Here is a 15,801-nt window from a genome sequence, read left to right on the forward strand (position 1 = left end):
ACGCTCCTAGAGGTATTGGGACGCGTTGTCCTTGGTGATCTGCGGCGAGGGCACGACGGTGTCCTTCTCGACCTTGGCGCCGCCGAGGACCTCGACCGTGCGGTCCAGGGCGAGCGAGCCGATCACCTTCGGGCTGTTGAGACCGGTGACGACGTAGTTGGTGCCGTCGAGGATCGCCTTGAGCGCCTCGGCCTGCCCGTCGACGCCGGCGAGCACGATCTGCCCGGCCTTGCCGGCGGCGGCGATCGCCCGCTGCGCGCCGAGGCACATCGCGTCGTTCTCGCAGAAGACGGCGACGAGGTCGGGGTGCTTGGCGAGCAGCCCCTCCATGACGGTGAGCCCGCCGTCGGAGCCCCAGTTGCCGAAGTCGGGGGCCTCGATGAGGGTGATGTCGGCCTTTGTACTGAGCACCGACTTCAACCCGTTGGTGCGGGCCAGACCGATCGAGTTGTCCGCCGGCCCGCCCTTGATGATCGCGACCTTGCCCTTGACCCGGCCCGCCAGGAACTCGCCGTCCTGCTTGCCGATGGCCTCGTTGTCGGGCCCGATCCAGCTGGTGTACTCGCCGGTGGCGAACTTCCGGTCGACCAGCACGACGGGCTTGCCCGCCGCCTTGATCGCGTTCAGGGCGGCCGGCGCCGACTCGAGCGGACCGCCCGAGATGATGATCGCGTCGACGTTCTTGCTGAGCAGGTCCTCGACGTTGGCGGCGAGCTTGGCGGCGTCGCCCCCGGCGTCGGTGCTGACGATCTTCACGTTGCCCTTGGTCTTGGCCTGCGCGGCGATCGCGGCGTCCATGCCGCTGAAGTACGGCCCGCTGAGCAGGAAGTTCGCGACGCCGACGGTGTACCCGTCCTTCCCCGCGGGGTCGTCGGAGCAGGCGGTGAGGCCCAGCGCCGCCACCAGAAGCAGGGATAAGGCTCTTCTCATGCGCGTCCCTTCGCGACGGAGCGCGGCCGCCTCGAGCGCTGCACGAGGATGACCGCGATGATGATCAGTCCCTTGAGCACCTGCTGCCAGAACGACTGCACGCCGTACAGGTTCAGCAGGTTGTTGATCAGGACCAGGACGAGCACCCCGCCGAAGGCACCCTTCGCCGAACCCCGGCCTCCGGACAGGCTCGCGCCGCCGATGACGCAGGCCGCGATCGCGTCGAGCTCGAAAGCGACCCCGACGCTGGGTTGTGCGATGCCGACCCGGCTGGTCAGGATGACCCCGGCGAGTCCGGCACAGAAGCCGCTGACGCAGTAGGCGAGCACGATGTGCCGTCGCACGTCGATGCCCGCCAGGCGGACCGTCTCCGCGTTGCCGCCGATGGCGATGATCGAGCGCCCGGGTGGCGTCCGGGCCAGGAACACGCCACCGATCGCGAAGACGGCCAGCATGATCAGCGTGATCAGGGGGACGGGACCGACCATGGCCGAGCCCAGCGTGAGGAACGCGGGGTCGGCCGGTGCGATCGGCACCTCCGAGTAGACGAACGCGAGCCCGCGGACGGTGGTGAGCGCCGCGAGGGTGACCACGAACGGCGCGAGCTCGAACCGGGCCACCAGGACGCCGTTGACCGCGCCGAACGCGAGCCCGCTCAGGACGCCGACCGCCATCGCCAACGGGATCGGCAGGTCCGCGGCCAGGCCCGCGGTCACGATCCCGGCGAACGCGACGACCGACCCGACGGACAGGTCGATCCCGCCGGTGAGGATCACGACGAGCATGCCGAAGGCGAGCAGCCCCGTGGTGACCATCTGCTTGAGGAGGTTGGTGAGGTTGGTGCCGCTGAGAAAACTGTCCGACGTGGTGGCCGCGACGACGATCAGCGCCGCGATCAGCAGCGTGAAGGCCGCCTCGACGGTCACGTCCCGGTTGCGTATCCGAAGAGCCAACGTTGTCACGCGATCGCCCTCTCCAGGACCTGTTCCTCGGTGGTGCCTTCGGACGGCAGCTCACCGGCGAGCCGGCCCTGCCGCATGACGAGGACCCGGTCGGTGGCGCCGAGCACCTCGGTCAGGTCGGAGGAGATGAGCAGCACGCCCATTCCCTCGCGGGCGAGCCCGTCCACGGTGCGGTAGATCTCGACCCGGGTGGCCATGTCGACCCCGCGGGTCGGCTCGTCGAGGATCAGCACGCGAGGGCCCGTGAGCAGCCACTTTGCGAGCACGACCTTCTGCTGGTTGCCGCCGCTCAGGTGTACGACCGGCATGCCCGCGCACCGGTCGGGGCGGATGCCGAGCCGCTCGATCATGCCGTGCACGGCAGCCTGCTGCCGGGTGCGGTCGATGAACGGGCCGCGGGCGGTCGACCGCCAGGTGGTGAGGCCGATGTTGTCCCGGACGGTCATGCCGAGCACCAGGCCGCTGCCGGCCCGGTCCTCGGTCACCATCGCGACGCCCGCCCGGATCGCCTCCTTCGGGCTGCGGAACGCCGCGCCCGCGGTCGGGCGGGCGGCCCCGAACAGGCACGCGGCCAGTTCGCTGCGGCCCGACCCGACGAGGCCGAAGAGCCCCACGATCTCGCCGGCCCGCAGCGTGAACGACACGCCGTCGAACTCCCCCGTCCTGCCGAGCCCGTCGACGGTCAGCAGCGGCTCCCCGGACAGCTCTCCCAGGGCGGGCCGGCGCTCCGGGTAGATCCGGTCCACGGTCCGGCCCGCCATCAGCCGGATCAGGGTGCCCTCGTCGGTGGCGTCCGGGGTGGTGGTCGCCACGACGTGGCCGTCCTTGACCACGACGATGCGGGTGGCCAGCTCCAGGACCTCGGCGAGGCGGTGCGACACGTACACCACCAGCACCCCGCGCTCCTGCAGCCGCCGGATCACCGCGAACAACGCGTCGAGGTCCGCGCCGGCGAGGACCGCGGACGGCTCGTCGAGGACGAGGACGCGGGGTTCGCTGACGAGGGCCTTGGCGATCTCGACCATCTGCTGCCGGGCCACGGACAGCGTGGCCGCCTTCAGCCGCGGGTCGATGCCGCCGAAGCCGATCTCCTCCAGCAGCCGACCGGCCCGGCGGTGCGCGGCCGGCCAGTCGATCAGGCCGAACCGGCGCGGGAAGTCGCCCATCAGCAGGTTCTCCGTGACCGACAGCTCGGGCACCAGGGAGAGCTCCTGGTGCACGGTGCGGATGCCGGCCGCGTGCGCGTCGTGCGGGGTGCGCAGGGCGAGCTCCGTGTCGTCCAGCGAGAGGGTGCCGGAGCTCATCGGTACGACTCCGGCAAGCACCTTGATCAGGGTGGACTTGCCGGCGCCGTTGGCGCCCACGATCGCGAGGACCTCGCCGGGCTCGCCGTGCAGCGTCACCCCGTGCAGGACCTCGACGCCGGCGTAGGACTTGTGGACGTCGCGCAGCCGCAGCGTCATCGGAAGGCGTCCATGACGACGACCGTCTTCTGCCGGGTGAAGTCGAGGACCGTGTCGTGGACGCCCTCCCGGTAGCCGCCGGTGTCCTTGGTGCCGCCGAACGGCAGGTTCTCCGCCCGCAGCGCGGTCGAGCCGTTGACGACGACGCCGCCGACGTCCAGCTGCCTGGCGATGCTCAGCGCGCGGGAGATGTCCCGGGTGAAGACGGCGGCGTGCAGGCCGTACGGCGAGTCGTTGGCGAGCCGGACCGCCTCCGCCGGGTCGTCGAAGCGGGCCACGGGCGCCACCGGCCCGAAGATCTCCTCGGCGAACGCCGGGCTGGCGGCGGGCACGTCGACCAGCACGGTCGGGTCCATGAAGGCCCGCGTGCGGACCCCGCCGGCGACGAGCCGGGCGCCGTCGGCGACGAGCGTCCGGACGGCGTCGAGCACCCGCCCGGCGGCCTCCTCGGCGATGAGCGGGCCGACGTCGGTGGACTCCAGCAGCTGGTCGCCGACCGTCAGCTTCGCGGTCTGCGCGACCAGGGCGTCGACGAACGCGTCGTGGACCGCCGTCTGGGCGTACACCCGCTTGACCGCGCAGCAGATCTGCCCGTTGCCCCGGGCGAGCCGGCCCAGCACGACGGCGCGGGCGGCCTCCTCGACGTCGGCGTCGGCGCAGACGATCAGCGCGTCGTTGCCGCCGAGCTCCAGGTGGACCTGCTTGAGCGTGCCCGCGGCCAGGCGGGCGATCTCGCGGCCGGCGGCGGTGCTGCCGGTCAGGGTGACGGCGGCGATCCCGCTCATCTCGGCGAGCTGCCGGCTGACCTCGGCGCCGCCGAGGACGACCTGGTGCGCGTCGCGTGGGGCGTGTTGATTGACGAGCTCCGCGATTCGCAGCACCGCCAGGGGGCAGCGGGCGGGTGGCTGCACGACGACCGCGTTGCCGGCGGCGAGGGCGGCGGCGGCCTTGTGCGCGTACAGCTCGACCGGGTAGTTGAACGGCACGAGCGCGGCGACGACGCCGAGCGGCTCGCGGATGGTGACCGCGAGGTGCCGCTCCAGGCCCGGCACGGCGTCCAGCGGGATCTGCCGGCCGAAGAGCCTGGTCGCCTCCCCCGCGGTCGCGCGGAAGATGCGGATCGCGGCCTCGACCTCGCCGCGGGTCTGCTGGATCGGCTTGCCGTTCTCGGCGGCGAGGAGCCGGGCGAGGCCTTCGAGCTCGGCCTCGATCAGGTCGGCGACGCGGCGCAGCAGCGCGGCGCGCTCGTGCGCGGGGGTGGCGGCCATCGCCCGCTGGCCTTTGCCGGCCCGCTCGACGGTCGCGGCGACCTGCGCCGCGCCGGTCGCGGGCACCTCCCCCAGCACTTCGCCGGTGCCGGGGTTGCGCACGGTGACAACGGCCATGATGGCTGGGCCCTCCTCGGGGATACGGCGGTCGCGGGCGTGCCTCTCACGCATGCGCGCAAGGGCAGGTCCGCCGGCGCCGTCCGGCGAGGATCACGGGCGAGACCGCGGTGAGTGAGGGTGGGCTCACCGGGATCGGTCTTTGTTAATGTACCGAACGAACCCCCGAAGTCAAGGTCGGCATACGATCACCCCATGAGCATCTACGACGTCGAGATCGCCGGGCTGCAGGGCGATCCGCTGGACCTCGGCCAGTTCCGCGGGCACCCCGTGCTGGTCGTCAATGTCGCCTCGAAGTGCGGACTGACGCCGCAGTACACCGAGCTGGAGGCGCTGCAGAAGGAGTACGGCGACCGCGGGTTCACCGTGCTCGGCGTGCCGTGCAACCAGTTCGGCGGGCAGGAGCCGGGCACCACGGAGGAGATCGCCGAGTTCTGCAGCACGACCTACGGCGTGACCTTCCCGATGACGGAGAAGGTCGAGGTGAACGGCGACGGCCGGCACCCGCTCTACCAGCACCTGGTCGACGTCCCGGACGCCGAGGGCTACACCGGGGACATCCGGTGGAACTTCGAGAAGTTCCTGATCGCCCCCGACGGCACGGTCGCAGCCCGCTTCTCGCCGCGGGACACGCCCAAGTCCGATCTCGTCGTGAAGGCGATCGAGACCGCGCTCTAGATCCCCAGGGCTTTCCTCGCGTAGCTCAGGTCGTCGCCGGGCGTGTAGCGGTAGGCCGAGAGGCCTGCCGCTCGCGCCGCGCGGATGTTGCGGTCGGTGTCGTCGATGAACAGGCACTGCTTCGGGTGCGTGCCGACCAGCGCGCACGCGGCGCGGAAGAAGCCCGGCGCCGGCTTGTGCACGCTGATCTCCGAGGAGTTGGCGACCGCGTCGAACTGCTTGGTGAGCCCGTGCAGCGCGAGGACGTCGCCGAGGTCGTCCATGGCGTTGGTCGCCAGGCCGACCTTCATGCCCGCGGCCCTGACGTCCTTCACGAAGCGCAGCACCTCGGGCACGATCTCGCCCTTGTACGCGTCCCACTCCTGCACGACGGACACGTCGACGCCCAGGGCCTCGGCGATGCTCTCGAGCCACTCGTCGCGCTTGATCTCCCCGGTGATCGCCGGCAGCCGCCGGTCCCATTCGAGCCCGGCGGCCAGGATCGCGCCGGGCTCCAGGCCGTGCCGCAGCTCGACCAGCTCGGCGATCGCCGGGTCGTGGCGGCGCAGTACACCGTCGAAATCGATCAACAGAGCGGTGGGGCGAATCGTCATGCGGCTTCTTCCGTGCGGAGGCGCTGAGAGATGACTTCGGTCACACCCTGGCGCATGGTGACGCCGTAGAGGGCGTCGGCGACCTCCATCGTGCGCTTCTGGTGCGTGATGATGATCAGCTGGCTCTTCTCGCGAAGCTGCTCGAAGAGCGTGATCAGGCGGCCGAGGTTGACGTCGTCGAGGGCCGCCTCGACCTCGTCCATGATGTAGAACGGCGAGGGGCGGGCCCGGAAGATCGCGCACAGCAGCGCGACCGCGGTCAGCGACCGCTCGCCACCCGACAGCAGCGACAGCCGCTTGATCTTCTTGCCCGGCGGGCGGGCCTCGACCTCGATGCCGGTGGTGAGCATGTCGTCGGGGTCGGTGAGCACCAGGCGGCCCTCGCCGCCGGGGAACAGCACCGAGAAGACCTGCTCGAACTCGCGCGCCGTGTCGTGGTAGGCGCTGGTGAAGACCTCGAGGATGCGGTCGTCGACGTCCTTCACGACGGTGAGCAGGTCACGGCGGGTCGCCTTGAGGTCCTCGAGCTGGTCGGAGAGGAACTTGTAGCGCTCCTCCATCGCCGCGAACTCCTCCAGGGCGAGGGGGTTGACCTTGCCCAGCAGGTTGAGCTCGCGCTCGGCCTTCGCGGCGCGCTTCTCCTGCGTGGCCCGGTCGAAGGGCACCGGCGCGGGCGCCGGCTTGCCCTCGGCCTCCGCGGCGGCGACCTCGGGCGCGGTGGGCGGCACCTCCAGGTGCGGGCCGTACTCGGCGACGAGCGTGTCGGCGTCGAGGCCGAACTCCTCGGCGGAGCGCGCCTCCAGCTGCTCGATGCGCATCCGCTGCTCGGCCCGGGCGACCTCGTCGCGGTGCACGGCGTTGGTGAGCCGGTCCAGCTCGGCGGTGAACTGCTTCGCGCGGCCCCGGACCTCGGTCAGCGTCGACTCGCGCTCGGCCCGGGTCTCCGCGAGCGCGTCGCGGGTCTCCTGCGCCTCGGCGATCGACTCGGCGAGGTTGTCCAGCGCCAGCTGGGCGGCGGCGACCACGGTCTCGGCGACCCTGGCACCGCGGGCGCGGGTGGCCTTGCGGGCGGCGGCCCGCTCGCGGGCGGCCCGCTCCTGGGCGGCCTGGCGCAGCAGCGCGTCGGCCCGGCCGGCGAGGGCGCCGACCCGCTCCTCGGCGGTGCGGACGGCGAGCCGGACCTCCATCTCCTGCTGGCGGGCGACGGGCACCTGCTCGGCGAGGTCGTCGCGCTCCATGGTCGACGGGTCCTCGTCGATCGGCGTCTCCTCGGCGAGGGCGAGCCGCTCCTCCAGGTCGGCGAGGCTGGTCACACCGGACTCGCGGGCCGCCTCCGCCTTCGCGCGGGCGGCGGCGTGCCGCTCGACCTCGGCCTTCGCGGACTTGGCGGCGGCGCCGAACTCGGCGAGGCGGCGGGCGGCGGCGTTGCGCGCGCTGTCGGCCTCCTTCTTCGCCGCGGCGGCCTCCGCGACCTGCTGCTTGGCGCCGGTCGCGGCGTGCCGGGCCAGGGCGAGCAGCTCGCGCGCCTCGGCGACGCGACGCTCGGCGTCGACCTTCTGCTGGCGGGCCTCCTCGACGGCGGCCTGGACCTCGATGTAGCTGTGCTGCTTGCCCGACCCGCCGGCGGCCGCGTACGCGCCGAGGACGTCGCCCTCGGGCGTGACCGCGCGCAGGTTGGGCGCGTACGACACGATCCGCTTCGCGACCGTGAGGTCCGGCGCGAAGACCACGTCGCCGATCGCCCGTTCGAGGGCGGGGCGCAGCTCGTCGGGCGCGCGGACCAGGTCCAGGGCCCAGGCGGCGCCGGGCGGCAGCGGGACCCGCTCGACCGGCGGCGCGCTGTGCGTCGGCGCGGACGCGATCAGCAGCGCGGCCCGGCCGGCGTCGTCCTGCTTGAGCATCTCCACGGACGCGGTGGCGCCGTCGATGTTGGCGACCGCGACGGCGTCGGCGAGCGCGCCGAGCGCGGCGGCGAGGGCCGCCTCGTGCCCGGCCTGCACCGACAGCAGCGCGGCGACGCTGCCGAGCACGCCCGGGATCCGGTCGGCGCGGGCGAGCAGCGTGCCGGCGCCGTCCTTGCGGCGCAGGCCGGTCGCCAGGGCCTCCTCGCGGGCCTTCCACTGCGCGGCGTCCTTCTCGGCCGCCCGCTCGGCGTCACTGTGCTGCTTGACCTCGTTGTTGATCGCGTCGAGCTCGCGGGTCGCCTCCTGGTGACGGATCTCCAGGTCGGCGTTGGCGTGGTCGGCGACGCTCGCGCCGGCGCTCGCCTCCTCGTACAGCGCGTGGGCGTGCTCGGAGCGCGTCTCGGCCTCGGCGAGCTGCACCGACAGCCGCTCGATCTCGTCGGCGGCGGCGGTCGCGCGGCTGCGCGCGGACTCGACCTGGCCGGCGAGCTTCGCCAGGCCCTCGCGGCGGTCGGCGATGGCCTTGTGCGCGGCGACGATCGCCTTCTCCGCGAACGCGAGCCGCCGCTCCAGGTCCTGCCGCCGGTCCACGGCGTCGGCGAGCCGCTCCTGGCTGGCCTCCAGGGCCGCCCGCAGCTCGTCCTCCTGCTCCCGTACCTTCTCCGCCTCGGCCGTCAGCTGGTCGGGGTCGCGGCCGGGCCGCTCGTCGACGGGGGCGGCGGACAGGTTGCGGTGCCGCTCCGCGGCCAGTTGGTGCAGCGAGCGGTACCGCTCCTGCAGCGTCGACAGCTGGAACCAGGTCTCCTGCGCCTCGGCGAGCACCGGCGCGTCGGCGGCGTGCTCGGCCTCCAGGGTCGCCAGCCGCTCGTTGATCGACTCGACCTCGGCCTCGACCTCCTCGCGGCGGGCCCGCAGCGCGGTCTCGTCCGCGATCTCCTTGTCGAGGGTCGTGCGCAGCGTGGCGAGGTCGTCGGCGAGCAGGCGCAGCCGGGCGTCGCGCAGGTCGGCCTGGATGCCGGCGGCCCGGCGGGCGACCTCGGCCTGCCGGCCGAGCGGCTTGAGCTGGCGGCGCAGCTCGGTGGTGAGGTCACCGAGGCGGTTGAGGTTGGCGGCCATCGCGTCGAGCTTGCGGATCGCCTTCTCTTTGCGCTTGCGGTGCTTCAGTACACCGGCCGCCTCCTCGATGAAGGACCTGCGGTCCTCCGGGCGGGCGTGCAGCACGCCGTCGAGCCGGCCCTGACCGACGATCACGTGCATCTCGCGGCCGATGCCGGAGTCCGACAGCAGCTCCTGGATGTCGAGCAGCCGGCACTGGTTGCCGTTGATCTCGTACTCGCTCTCGCCGGAGCGGAACATCCGGCGGGTGATCGAGACCTCGGTGTAGTCGATCGGCAACGCGCCGTCGGTGTTGTCGATCGTGAGCGTGACCTCGGCCCGGCCCAGCGGCGCCCGGCCGGCGGTCCCGGCGAAGATCACGTCTTCCATCTTGCCGCCGCGCAGCGCCTTGGCACCCTGCTCGCCCAGAACCCAGGAGATCGCGTCCACCACGTTGGACTTGCCCGACCCGTTGGGGCCGACGACGCAGGTGATGCCCGGCTCGAGACGCAGCGTGGTCGCGGACGCGAAGGACTTGAAGCCCTTGACCGTCAGACTCTTGAGATGCACGGATCTCCACGGGGTGGGTTGGGCGCCGCTCGGGTGCTGTCGCTCGGGTTCGTCACTCGTGGCTGCCGCTCGGGTTCGTCACTCGTGACTGCCGCTCGGGTTCGTCACTCGTGCTTGTACTGGGCAGACTATCGCCCGGCAGGATACCCAATCCGGCAGTGCCGCACACCATAATGCGCCGATGCGCACCCGCGAAAATGTCACCCGGAAGTCATTCGCAACCATTGTCGACGCTGCGTCGTTACACGACTGCACGGCGCTTTCTTGATGTTGATGCTTTTCTTGGCGTTGCCTGGCGTTGTATGGCGTTGCTTTGCGGTGCGTGATGACATGACTGCGCGCCGATACCCAGAGGATGATCGGCGCGCGGGTTTACTGTTCAGTTCTGCGTAGGTTCCAGTGCAGAGCGCCGGATTTCTCCGGCGTTCCTTACGTGGTCGCGAAGGCCTAGGGTCAGGCCATCGCCGGCTCGACGAGCCGGACCAGGTGGTCCGCCTCTGCGGCCGCCGCTGCGAGCCGGTCATTCTCGGCGCGCAGCCGGACGACCTCGAACTCGAGCGCCCGAACCTTGGCACGCAGCTGGGTGACCTCGTCTACGAGGCGCCGATCGGGCGCGCCGCCTACGTGGCCGAAGAGGGCCTTAGCCATATCGTCTCCTTGATAAGCGCAGCCGGTCGGATTCCGGCAAACGCGCGCCCAGCACCCGCGACCGAAGCACTAGGGCATGATTGGGCGCGACTGGCGACACCTCTATGTTCGCCCCCGGTCGGCGACTTCGTCAAGCCAACCGGCACGCCAAACGTCCTGGCCAGGGTGTTCTCACTCACCCGGGTGCGTGATCACACCCCTGTAGCCGATCGTGGCAGTGTGCCACCAGTTGCCCGCAAGCGCCACTGCAAAGTAGCGTCGTGTCGAAGAAATTCCGCCTCACCCGTTTCAGATCACTCGCCCCGCCTCACCCGCGTCCGGCGCTTCGCGCTGCCCTTCGCACTGCTCTTCGCACCGCTCTTCGCACTGCTCTTTGTACTGCTCTTTGCACTGATCGGCCCCCACCTGAAGGAGATCCCCGATGACCGCGCCGCAGCCTGCCTTGCTGGCCCGGCTCGGACCCATCGGCATCGCCGCGGCCGTCACGGCCGTCCTGATCCTCTTCGGCATCGGCGCGATGATCGTGCCCGCGCTGACCGACGGCGGGAGCGAGCCCTCGGCCGCCGCTGCGGCTCCCCAGCTCGCGGCCCCCGCCCCCGAGGGGGACACCTCCTCACCCGCGGACGCCGCCACCAGCGCCGCCCCGACCTCCGCCGCCCCCACCACGGCGAAGGCCACCCCGACCCTCAACGCCAGCTTCAACAGCGGCTACGAGGACCGGGTCGTGCAGCTCGTCAACGGCGAGCGCCGCAAGGCCAGGTGTGAGGCGCTGCGGATGAACCCGCAGCTGCGTACCGCGGCCAGGGCACACAGCGCCGACATGCTCACCCACGATTTCAGCCGGTCACAGGGCAGCGACGGCAGCTCCCCGGCCGACCGGGCCCGCCAGGCCGGCTACACCGCCTTCGCCGGCGAGCTGGTCGCCAAGGGCGGCGACCCCGGTGGCGTCGTCAAGAGCTGGCTGCGCGACAAGGGCGACCGCGAGATCCTGCTGGACTGTGCCACGAAGTCGATCGGCGTCGGCGCCGCCATGCGCGGCAAGACGCCCTACTGGACCGTGGACACCGGCCGTGCTTGAGGGGGCCCAGCATCGTTAGTCCGGTCGTGGACCGGGTTCCGACGCTCCTGCCACTGCGGGCGCATCCCCTCGCCCGGCCACACGCATGGGAGATCGTCGCGGGACACGGTTCCGCGTTCACCGTCGTCGTCGACGTGGCGGGCGGCCCCGGCAGCGGGCGCGACCCGGTGTACACGGCCGCCATGAGCAGGCTCGCCGCGGCCGGCGTCCGGCTGCTCGGCTACGTCGACGTCGACCTGTCCACCAGGCCGATCGAACAGATCCGCGCCGACGTGTACCGCTGGGCCGGCTACCCGGTCCGCGGCGTCTTCCTCGACAGGGTGCCGGTCAGCCCGCACTCGATCGGCCCTGTCGCCATCGCCGCCCGGTTCGCCCAGCGCGCCGACCTGCCCGACGTGGTCCTCAACCCGGGCGGCCCGCCCGACCAGACCTACCGCGACCTCGGCCTGCCCATCTGCGTCTTCGACGGCAGCTGGCGCGACTACCGCCGCTGGAACGGCGCCGGCGCCCTCCCCGGCGACGGCCACCTCGTCCACGCGGTGCCGCCGTGGGAGCTCGACGAGGCCGCCCGCCTGCAGGTCGCCCGCGGCGCGGGCTTCGGCATGGTGACCGACCTGGGCGCCCCGGACCCGTACTCCGACCTGCCCGCCTGGTGCGGCCAGCTCCCCGGCCTCGCCGACCTCAACCCGCCGACCCCTCTCCCCCGCCGACCCCGCCCGCACCGCCTGACCAACACCGCCACCGCTACCACCGCAGCCGCCAGAACAGGCCGCACGGGTTAGGCTACGCAGAGCAACATGTCCGTGATCAATTAGTTCGGTGGATGTAAGGTGCAGTGAGAACTGCCAGGCACGGCACAGGCCTCCCCCGCTGCCCTCCACCAGCGACCGGCCATCCCCTGACCCGCCGACGGAATTGATCAAGCCCACTTCGCGCGCCCGCGACCACCGCCCGCCCGCCCACCTGCCTGTGGCGCAGTAACCGTTGATCACTGTCCGACGCAGCACGGGGAACCGACGCTGCCCGGCGTGGCGCGCCAAGCCGCCGACCACGCGCCCCGGTGCGGTGGCCATCGGCGCGCCGGACGCGGCGCGGCAAGGCCGTCGACCTGCGGCGAGCACCGCAAGCCGGCGACCGACCGACGTGTCGACCGCCCGACGTGTCGACCGCCCGACGTGGAGCCGCAGGGCAGCGAGCCCTGGACAGCGGAACGACCTGGCACGCGGTGCAGGCCGGTCGGCCCTGGACGGCGGGGCAACCTAGCACCATGGGACAGCCAGCCCTGGACGGCGGAGCGACCGGGCCGGCCTGCAGGCGCCTGGCCCGGTCTGCGGGCTGACCCGGTCTGCGCTGCCGGGCCCGGTCTGCACTGCCGGGCCCGGTCTGCACTGCCGGGCCCGGGTTAGCCAAGATCGATACGGCCGGTACAGCCGACATCGGCGGGCGGGCCACCATCGCCGCCGAGGTCGCCGCGACGATCTTCGCGCGGTGCAGCAATGGTCACGCCCCTTCGCGGGCGCTGAGAGCGCCTCGCGGTGCGGGAGCCGGTGCTGCGGCTGATGAAGCGGCGACGTCGAGCCGCACCTCGACCGGGTCGGTGCCCGGCTCTCACAGCAGGCATCCGGCCAGGCCGGGCTGGCGCACGTGCCGCCGAACGCGGTCAGGCCAGCGCCGCACCCCGAGCCGCCGAAGCCAGCCGGGGGGCCAAGATCCGTCCCCGGGGTCAGCGGGGTGAGCGGAGCGTGGCGGTCCTGGGGCGGGGCTGGCAGCGGGGGCAGGAGAAGGACGAGCGGTTCATGAACGACTCGCGGCGGATCAGGGAGGCGCAGCGGGGGCAGGGCAGGCCCTCACGGCCGTAGGCGTTGAGGGAACGGTCGAAGTAGCCGCTCTCGCCGTTGACGTTGACGTAGAGCGCGTCGAAGCTGGTGCCGCCCTGGACGATCGCCTCGTTGAGGACGTCGCGGACGTGGGCGAGCAGGCGGCGTACGGCGGGGCGGGAGATCTGGTCGGTCTGGCGGGCGCCGTGCAGCTTCGCGCGCCAGAGGGCCTCGTCGGCGTAGATGTTGCCGACGCCGGAGATCAGGGTCTGGTCGAGCAGGGCGCGCTTGACGTCGGTACGGCGGCGGCGCAGGTTCTCCACGAACGCCTCGTCCGAGAAGGACGGGTCGACCGGGTCGAGCGCGATGTGGGTGAGCTCCACGGGCAGCACCGCGCCGCCGGCGGAGACCGCGAGGCCACCGAAGGTGCGCTGGTCGACGAAGCGCAGCTCGGGGCCGTCGTCGTCGAACGTGAACCGGACCCGCAGGTGCACCTCCGCGGGCGCCTCGACCGGCTGCATGAGCAGCTGGCCCGACATGCCGAGGTGGCCGACGAGCGCGTCCTCGTCGTCCAGCGGCAGCCAGAGGTACTTGCCGCGGCGCTGGACCGCGCCGACGCGGCGGCCGGCGAGGACGTCGGCGAAGTGGACGGCGCCGGGCAGGTGGCGGCGGATCGCGCGCGGGTGCAGCACCTCGACGGTGGCGATGCGCCGGCCGGAGACCCACTTGTCGAGGCCCCGGCGGACGGTCTCGACCTCGGGTAACTCGGGCATCAGGCTCCAATGCGAAGGAAAGCCCCAAAGAGGCTGAAAACCATCAGATGGCGTAGTGCCAGACGGTGATCAGGTAGGACCCGTACCACAGCCCGAACGCCGCGCAGCCCGACAACACTAGCGCCGCCGTCCGCGGCTTCGCCCGTCCGAGTGCGATCGCCGGCGGGACCAGGATCACCAGCACGGGGACCAGCAGCCGCGGCTTCGAGTGGTAGTAGCCGCCCTGACCGAGGACCAGGACGAGCGCGATCAGGCCGTACACGAGCAGCGGCGGCCACACCCTCTGCACCACCGCGATGGCGGCCAGTGCGACGACCCCGATGACCATCCAGGCGATGCTCACCTGGATCCAGCCTTCGCCGGTACGCAACGCGTCGCGCACGAAGTTGAACGTGGACGTGCCGTAGTCGAACGTGGTGCCCCAGCCGGCGGTCTGGATGTCGAACCACGCGCCGAGGTCGCCGACCCGCATGCCGACCCACAGCAGGTAGCCGGGCACCCCCGCGAGCGCGACAGCGGCCGCGAGAATCGGATGCCAAATCGGAGGATTGTCCAACGAGTCCGATTTATCAGATTTGTCCGACTTGTGGATTCGATACACAGCCATCGCGGCGGCGACCGCCAGGCCGAGCGCGGCGGCGGCGCCGGTCGGCCGGGACAGCGCCGCGCCGAGGCCGAACAGACCGGCGAAAAGCCAGTCGCCGCGGTGCGCGAACAGGAACATGCCGGCGACCATCGCGACGAACAGCGCCTCCGAGTACGCCATGGACAGCGCCATCGACATCGGCTGGGTGCAGAAGAGCGCGGTCAGGGCCACGCCGACCCGCTCGTCGTAGAGGCGGGTGCCCAGTGCGCACACGAGGATCGCGGCGAACGCTCCGGCGATCCACGCGACCGTGATGGCGGCGGTGCCGACCTCGAGGCCGGTCGCCAGGTGCACGATGCGGACCAGCATCGGGTAGCCGGGGAAGAACGCCAGGCCGTTGCCCGTGAGCGCCCCCTCGGTGGTGTAGCTGTACCCGGTCGGGTACCCCTCCTCGGCGAGCCGGACGAAGTGGCCGCCGTCCCACGCGAGCAACCGGCTGCGGACCTCGCCGTTGTCGGCCATCCACCAGACCAGCAGCAGCTGGAGAAGACGGCTCAGCGCGTACACCGCCAGCGGCAGAGCCCACAGGAACTGTGTTCTCGGCCGCCGCGCCACCTCAGTCACCGCGGTCATCGTCACCCTTCAGCGCCCCGGGGGGCTCCGGGGGCCGCGCCGACAGTTCCCGCCAGGCTGCCTCGGCGGCCCGCTGCTCAGCTTCCTTCTTGCTGCCGCCCTGCGCGCCGCCGTAGCGGCGCTTGGCGACGATCACCCAGGCGGTGAACCGCTTGGCGTGGTCGGGGCCCTCCTCGTCGATGCGGTACTCGGGGACGCCGAGGCCGCGGCCGGCGGTGAGCTCCTGGAGGCTGGTCTTCCAGTCGAGACCGGCGCCGCGCAGCGCGGCCTCGGCCATCAGCTCGTCGAACAGCTTGTGGATCACCGTGGCGGCGGTGTCCAGGCCGTACTGGAGGTAGATCGCGCCGATGAGCGCCTCGAGCGTGTCGGCGAGGATGCTGGCCTTGTTGCGCCCGCCGGTCGCCTCCTCGCCCTTGCCGAGCAGCAGGAACGGGCCGATGCCCTCGGGGCCGAGCCGGCGGGCGACGTCGGCGAGGGCGCGCATGTTGACCACGCTCGCGCGCAGCTTCGCCAGCTGGCCTTCGGCGAGGTCGGGGTGGTTCTTGAACAGCGCGGTGGTGATCACCACGCCGAGCACGGCGTCGCCGAGGAACTCGAGCCGCTCGTTGGTGGGCAGGCCGCCGTTCTCGTAGGCGTACGAGCGGTGCGTCAGCGCCCTGCGGAGCATGTCGGGGTCGAAATCCACC

Annotated in this window: 13 protein-coding genes; 3 read left to right on the top strand and 10 right to left on the bottom strand. The window is 72.0% G+C overall.

Translation table 11 applies throughout. From position 1 onward, the window contains the following. Positions 1–6 precede the first annotated feature (6 nt). The 4 genes from AB0J72_RS03615 to AB0J72_RS03630 are packed head-to-tail and all read right to left on the bottom strand — an operon-like array spanning position 7 to position 4,794. A complete protein-coding gene (locus AB0J72_RS03615; RefSeq protein ID WP_363394007.1) occupies positions 7–930 on the bottom strand; it encodes a substrate-binding domain-containing protein in 924 nt (307 codons plus the stop codon). Beyond that, positions 927–1,856: an ABC transporter permease gene (locus AB0J72_RS03620; protein ID WP_363394009.1), complete on the bottom strand. Its 930-nt coding sequence runs from the start codon at positions 1,854–1,856 to the stop codon at positions 927–929. The genes AB0J72_RS03615 and AB0J72_RS03620 overlap by 4 nt, the downstream gene beginning before the upstream one ends. Before the next feature lie 32 nt (positions 1,857–1,888). Continuing rightward, positions 1,889–3,355, bottom strand: coding sequence for a sugar ABC transporter ATP-binding protein (locus AB0J72_RS03625; RefSeq protein WP_363394011.1), 1,467 nt, complete (start codon positions 3,353–3,355; stop codon positions 1,889–1,891). Continuing rightward, entirely contained in the window at positions 3,352–4,794 is a 1,443-nt protein-coding gene (locus tag AB0J72_RS03630; RefSeq protein WP_363394013.1) for an aldehyde dehydrogenase family protein, read from the bottom strand. Before AB0J72_RS03630 ends, AB0J72_RS03625 begins: the two co-directional genes overlap by 4 nt. Before the next feature lie 141 nt (positions 4,795–4,935). Here AB0J72_RS03630 and AB0J72_RS03635 point away from each other — a divergent pair, with 141 nt between their 5' ends. Next, positions 4,936–5,418 carry a glutathione peroxidase gene (locus tag AB0J72_RS03635; protein ID WP_360559614.1) on the top strand — a complete coding sequence of 161 codons (483 nt, stop codon included), beginning with the start codon at positions 4,936–4,938 and terminating at the stop codon, positions 5,416–5,418. Here the strand turns inward: AB0J72_RS03635 and AB0J72_RS03640 are convergent. The 3 genes from AB0J72_RS03640 to AB0J72_RS03650 all read right to left on the bottom strand — a co-directional run bounded on the left by AB0J72_RS03640 (position 5,415) and on the right by AB0J72_RS03650 (position 10,228). Beyond that, entirely contained in the window at positions 5,415–6,011 is a 597-nt protein-coding gene (locus AB0J72_RS03640) for an HAD-IA family hydrolase (RefSeq protein WP_363394016.1), read from the bottom strand. The two genes, AB0J72_RS03635 and AB0J72_RS03640, sit on opposite strands and share 4 nt — an antisense overlap. Then, positions 6,008–9,580 (bottom strand): chromosome segregation protein SMC, encoded by a 3,573-nt coding sequence (gene smc, locus AB0J72_RS03645; protein ID WP_363394018.1) that lies wholly within the window; start codon positions 9,578–9,580, stop codon positions 6,008–6,010. The genes AB0J72_RS03640 and smc overlap by 4 nt, the downstream gene beginning before the upstream one ends. A gap of 453 nt (positions 9,581–10,033) precedes the next feature. Next, positions 10,034–10,228: a hypothetical protein gene (locus AB0J72_RS03650; protein WP_363394020.1), complete on the bottom strand. Its 195-nt coding sequence runs from the start codon at positions 10,226–10,228 to the stop codon at positions 10,034–10,036. 421 nt (positions 10,229–10,649) lie between these two features. On the opposite strand from AB0J72_RS03650, the gene AB0J72_RS03655 reads away from it, so the two are divergent. Both AB0J72_RS03655 and AB0J72_RS03660 read left to right on the top strand, forming a co-directional pair. Then, positions 10,650–11,306 (top strand): CAP domain-containing protein, encoded by a 657-nt coding sequence (locus AB0J72_RS03655; protein WP_363394023.1) that lies wholly within the window; start codon positions 10,650–10,652, stop codon positions 11,304–11,306. A gap of 26 nt (positions 11,307–11,332) precedes the next feature. Next, positions 11,333–12,088, top strand: a complete 756-nt coding sequence (locus AB0J72_RS03660) for a spherulation-specific family 4 protein (protein WP_363394026.1) — start codon at positions 11,333–11,335, stop codon at positions 12,086–12,088. Positions 12,089–13,029: 941 nt separating this feature from the next. Here AB0J72_RS03660 and mutM read toward each other — a convergent pair. From mutM to rnc, 3 genes are read right to left on the bottom strand one after another with little or no spacing between them, the layout of a single operon-like run. Beyond that, entirely contained in the window at positions 13,030–13,896 is an 867-nt protein-coding gene (gene mutM / locus AB0J72_RS03665; RefSeq protein WP_363394029.1) for a bifunctional DNA-formamidopyrimidine glycosylase/DNA-(apurinic or apyrimidinic site) lyase, read from the bottom strand. Positions 13,897–13,939: 43 nt separating this feature from the next. Then, positions 13,940–15,106, bottom strand: a complete 1,167-nt coding sequence (locus AB0J72_RS03670; RefSeq protein ID WP_363394032.1) for a mannosyltransferase family protein — start codon at positions 15,104–15,106, stop codon at positions 13,940–13,942. Next, a complete protein-coding gene (gene rnc / locus AB0J72_RS03675; RefSeq protein WP_363394640.1) occupies positions 15,099–15,782 on the bottom strand; it encodes a ribonuclease III in 684 nt (227 codons plus the stop codon). The genes AB0J72_RS03670 and rnc overlap by 8 nt, the downstream gene beginning before the upstream one ends. Positions 15,783–15,801: the final 19 nt, after the last annotated feature.

The sequence above is a fragment of the Dactylosporangium sp. NPDC049742 genome, assembly GCF_040674675.1.
Taxonomy (GTDB): Bacteria; Actinomycetota; Actinomycetes; order Mycobacteriales; family Micromonosporaceae; genus Dactylosporangium; species Dactylosporangium maewongense.

Excerpts from the sequence above, each read along its gene's own strand:
- AB0J72_RS03625 (WP_363394011.1), bottom strand. The coding sequence starts at position 3,355 with ATGACGCTGCGGCTGCGCGACGTCCACAAGTCCTACGCCGGCGTCGAG.
- AB0J72_RS03640 (WP_363394016.1), bottom strand. The coding sequence starts at position 6,011 with ATGACGATTCGCCCCACCGCTCTGTTGATCGATTTCGACGGTGTACTG.
- mutM (WP_363394029.1), bottom strand. The coding sequence starts at position 13,896 with ATGCCCGAGTTACCCGAGGTCGAGACCGTCCGCCGGGGCCTCGACAAG.
- AB0J72_RS03630 (WP_363394013.1), bottom strand. The coding sequence starts at position 4,794 with ATGCGTGAGAGGCACGCCCGCGACCGCCGTATCCCCGAGGAGGGCCCA.
- AB0J72_RS03635 (WP_360559614.1), top strand. The coding sequence starts at position 4,936 with ATGAGCATCTACGACGTCGAGATCGCCGGGCTGCAGGGCGATCCGCTG.
- AB0J72_RS03655 (WP_363394023.1), top strand. The coding sequence starts at position 10,650 with ATGACCGCGCCGCAGCCTGCCTTGCTGGCCCGGCTCGGACCCATCGGC.
- AB0J72_RS03650 (WP_363394020.1), bottom strand. The coding sequence starts at position 10,228 with ATGGCTAAGGCCCTCTTCGGCCACGTAGGCGGCGCGCCCGATCGGCGC.
- rnc (WP_363394640.1), bottom strand. The coding sequence starts at position 15,782 with ATGCTCCGCAGGGCGCTGACGCACCGCTCGTACGCCTACGAGAACGGC.
- AB0J72_RS03615 (WP_363394007.1), bottom strand. The coding sequence starts at position 930 with ATGAGAAGAGCCTTATCCCTGCTTCTGGTGGCGGCGCTGGGCCTCACC.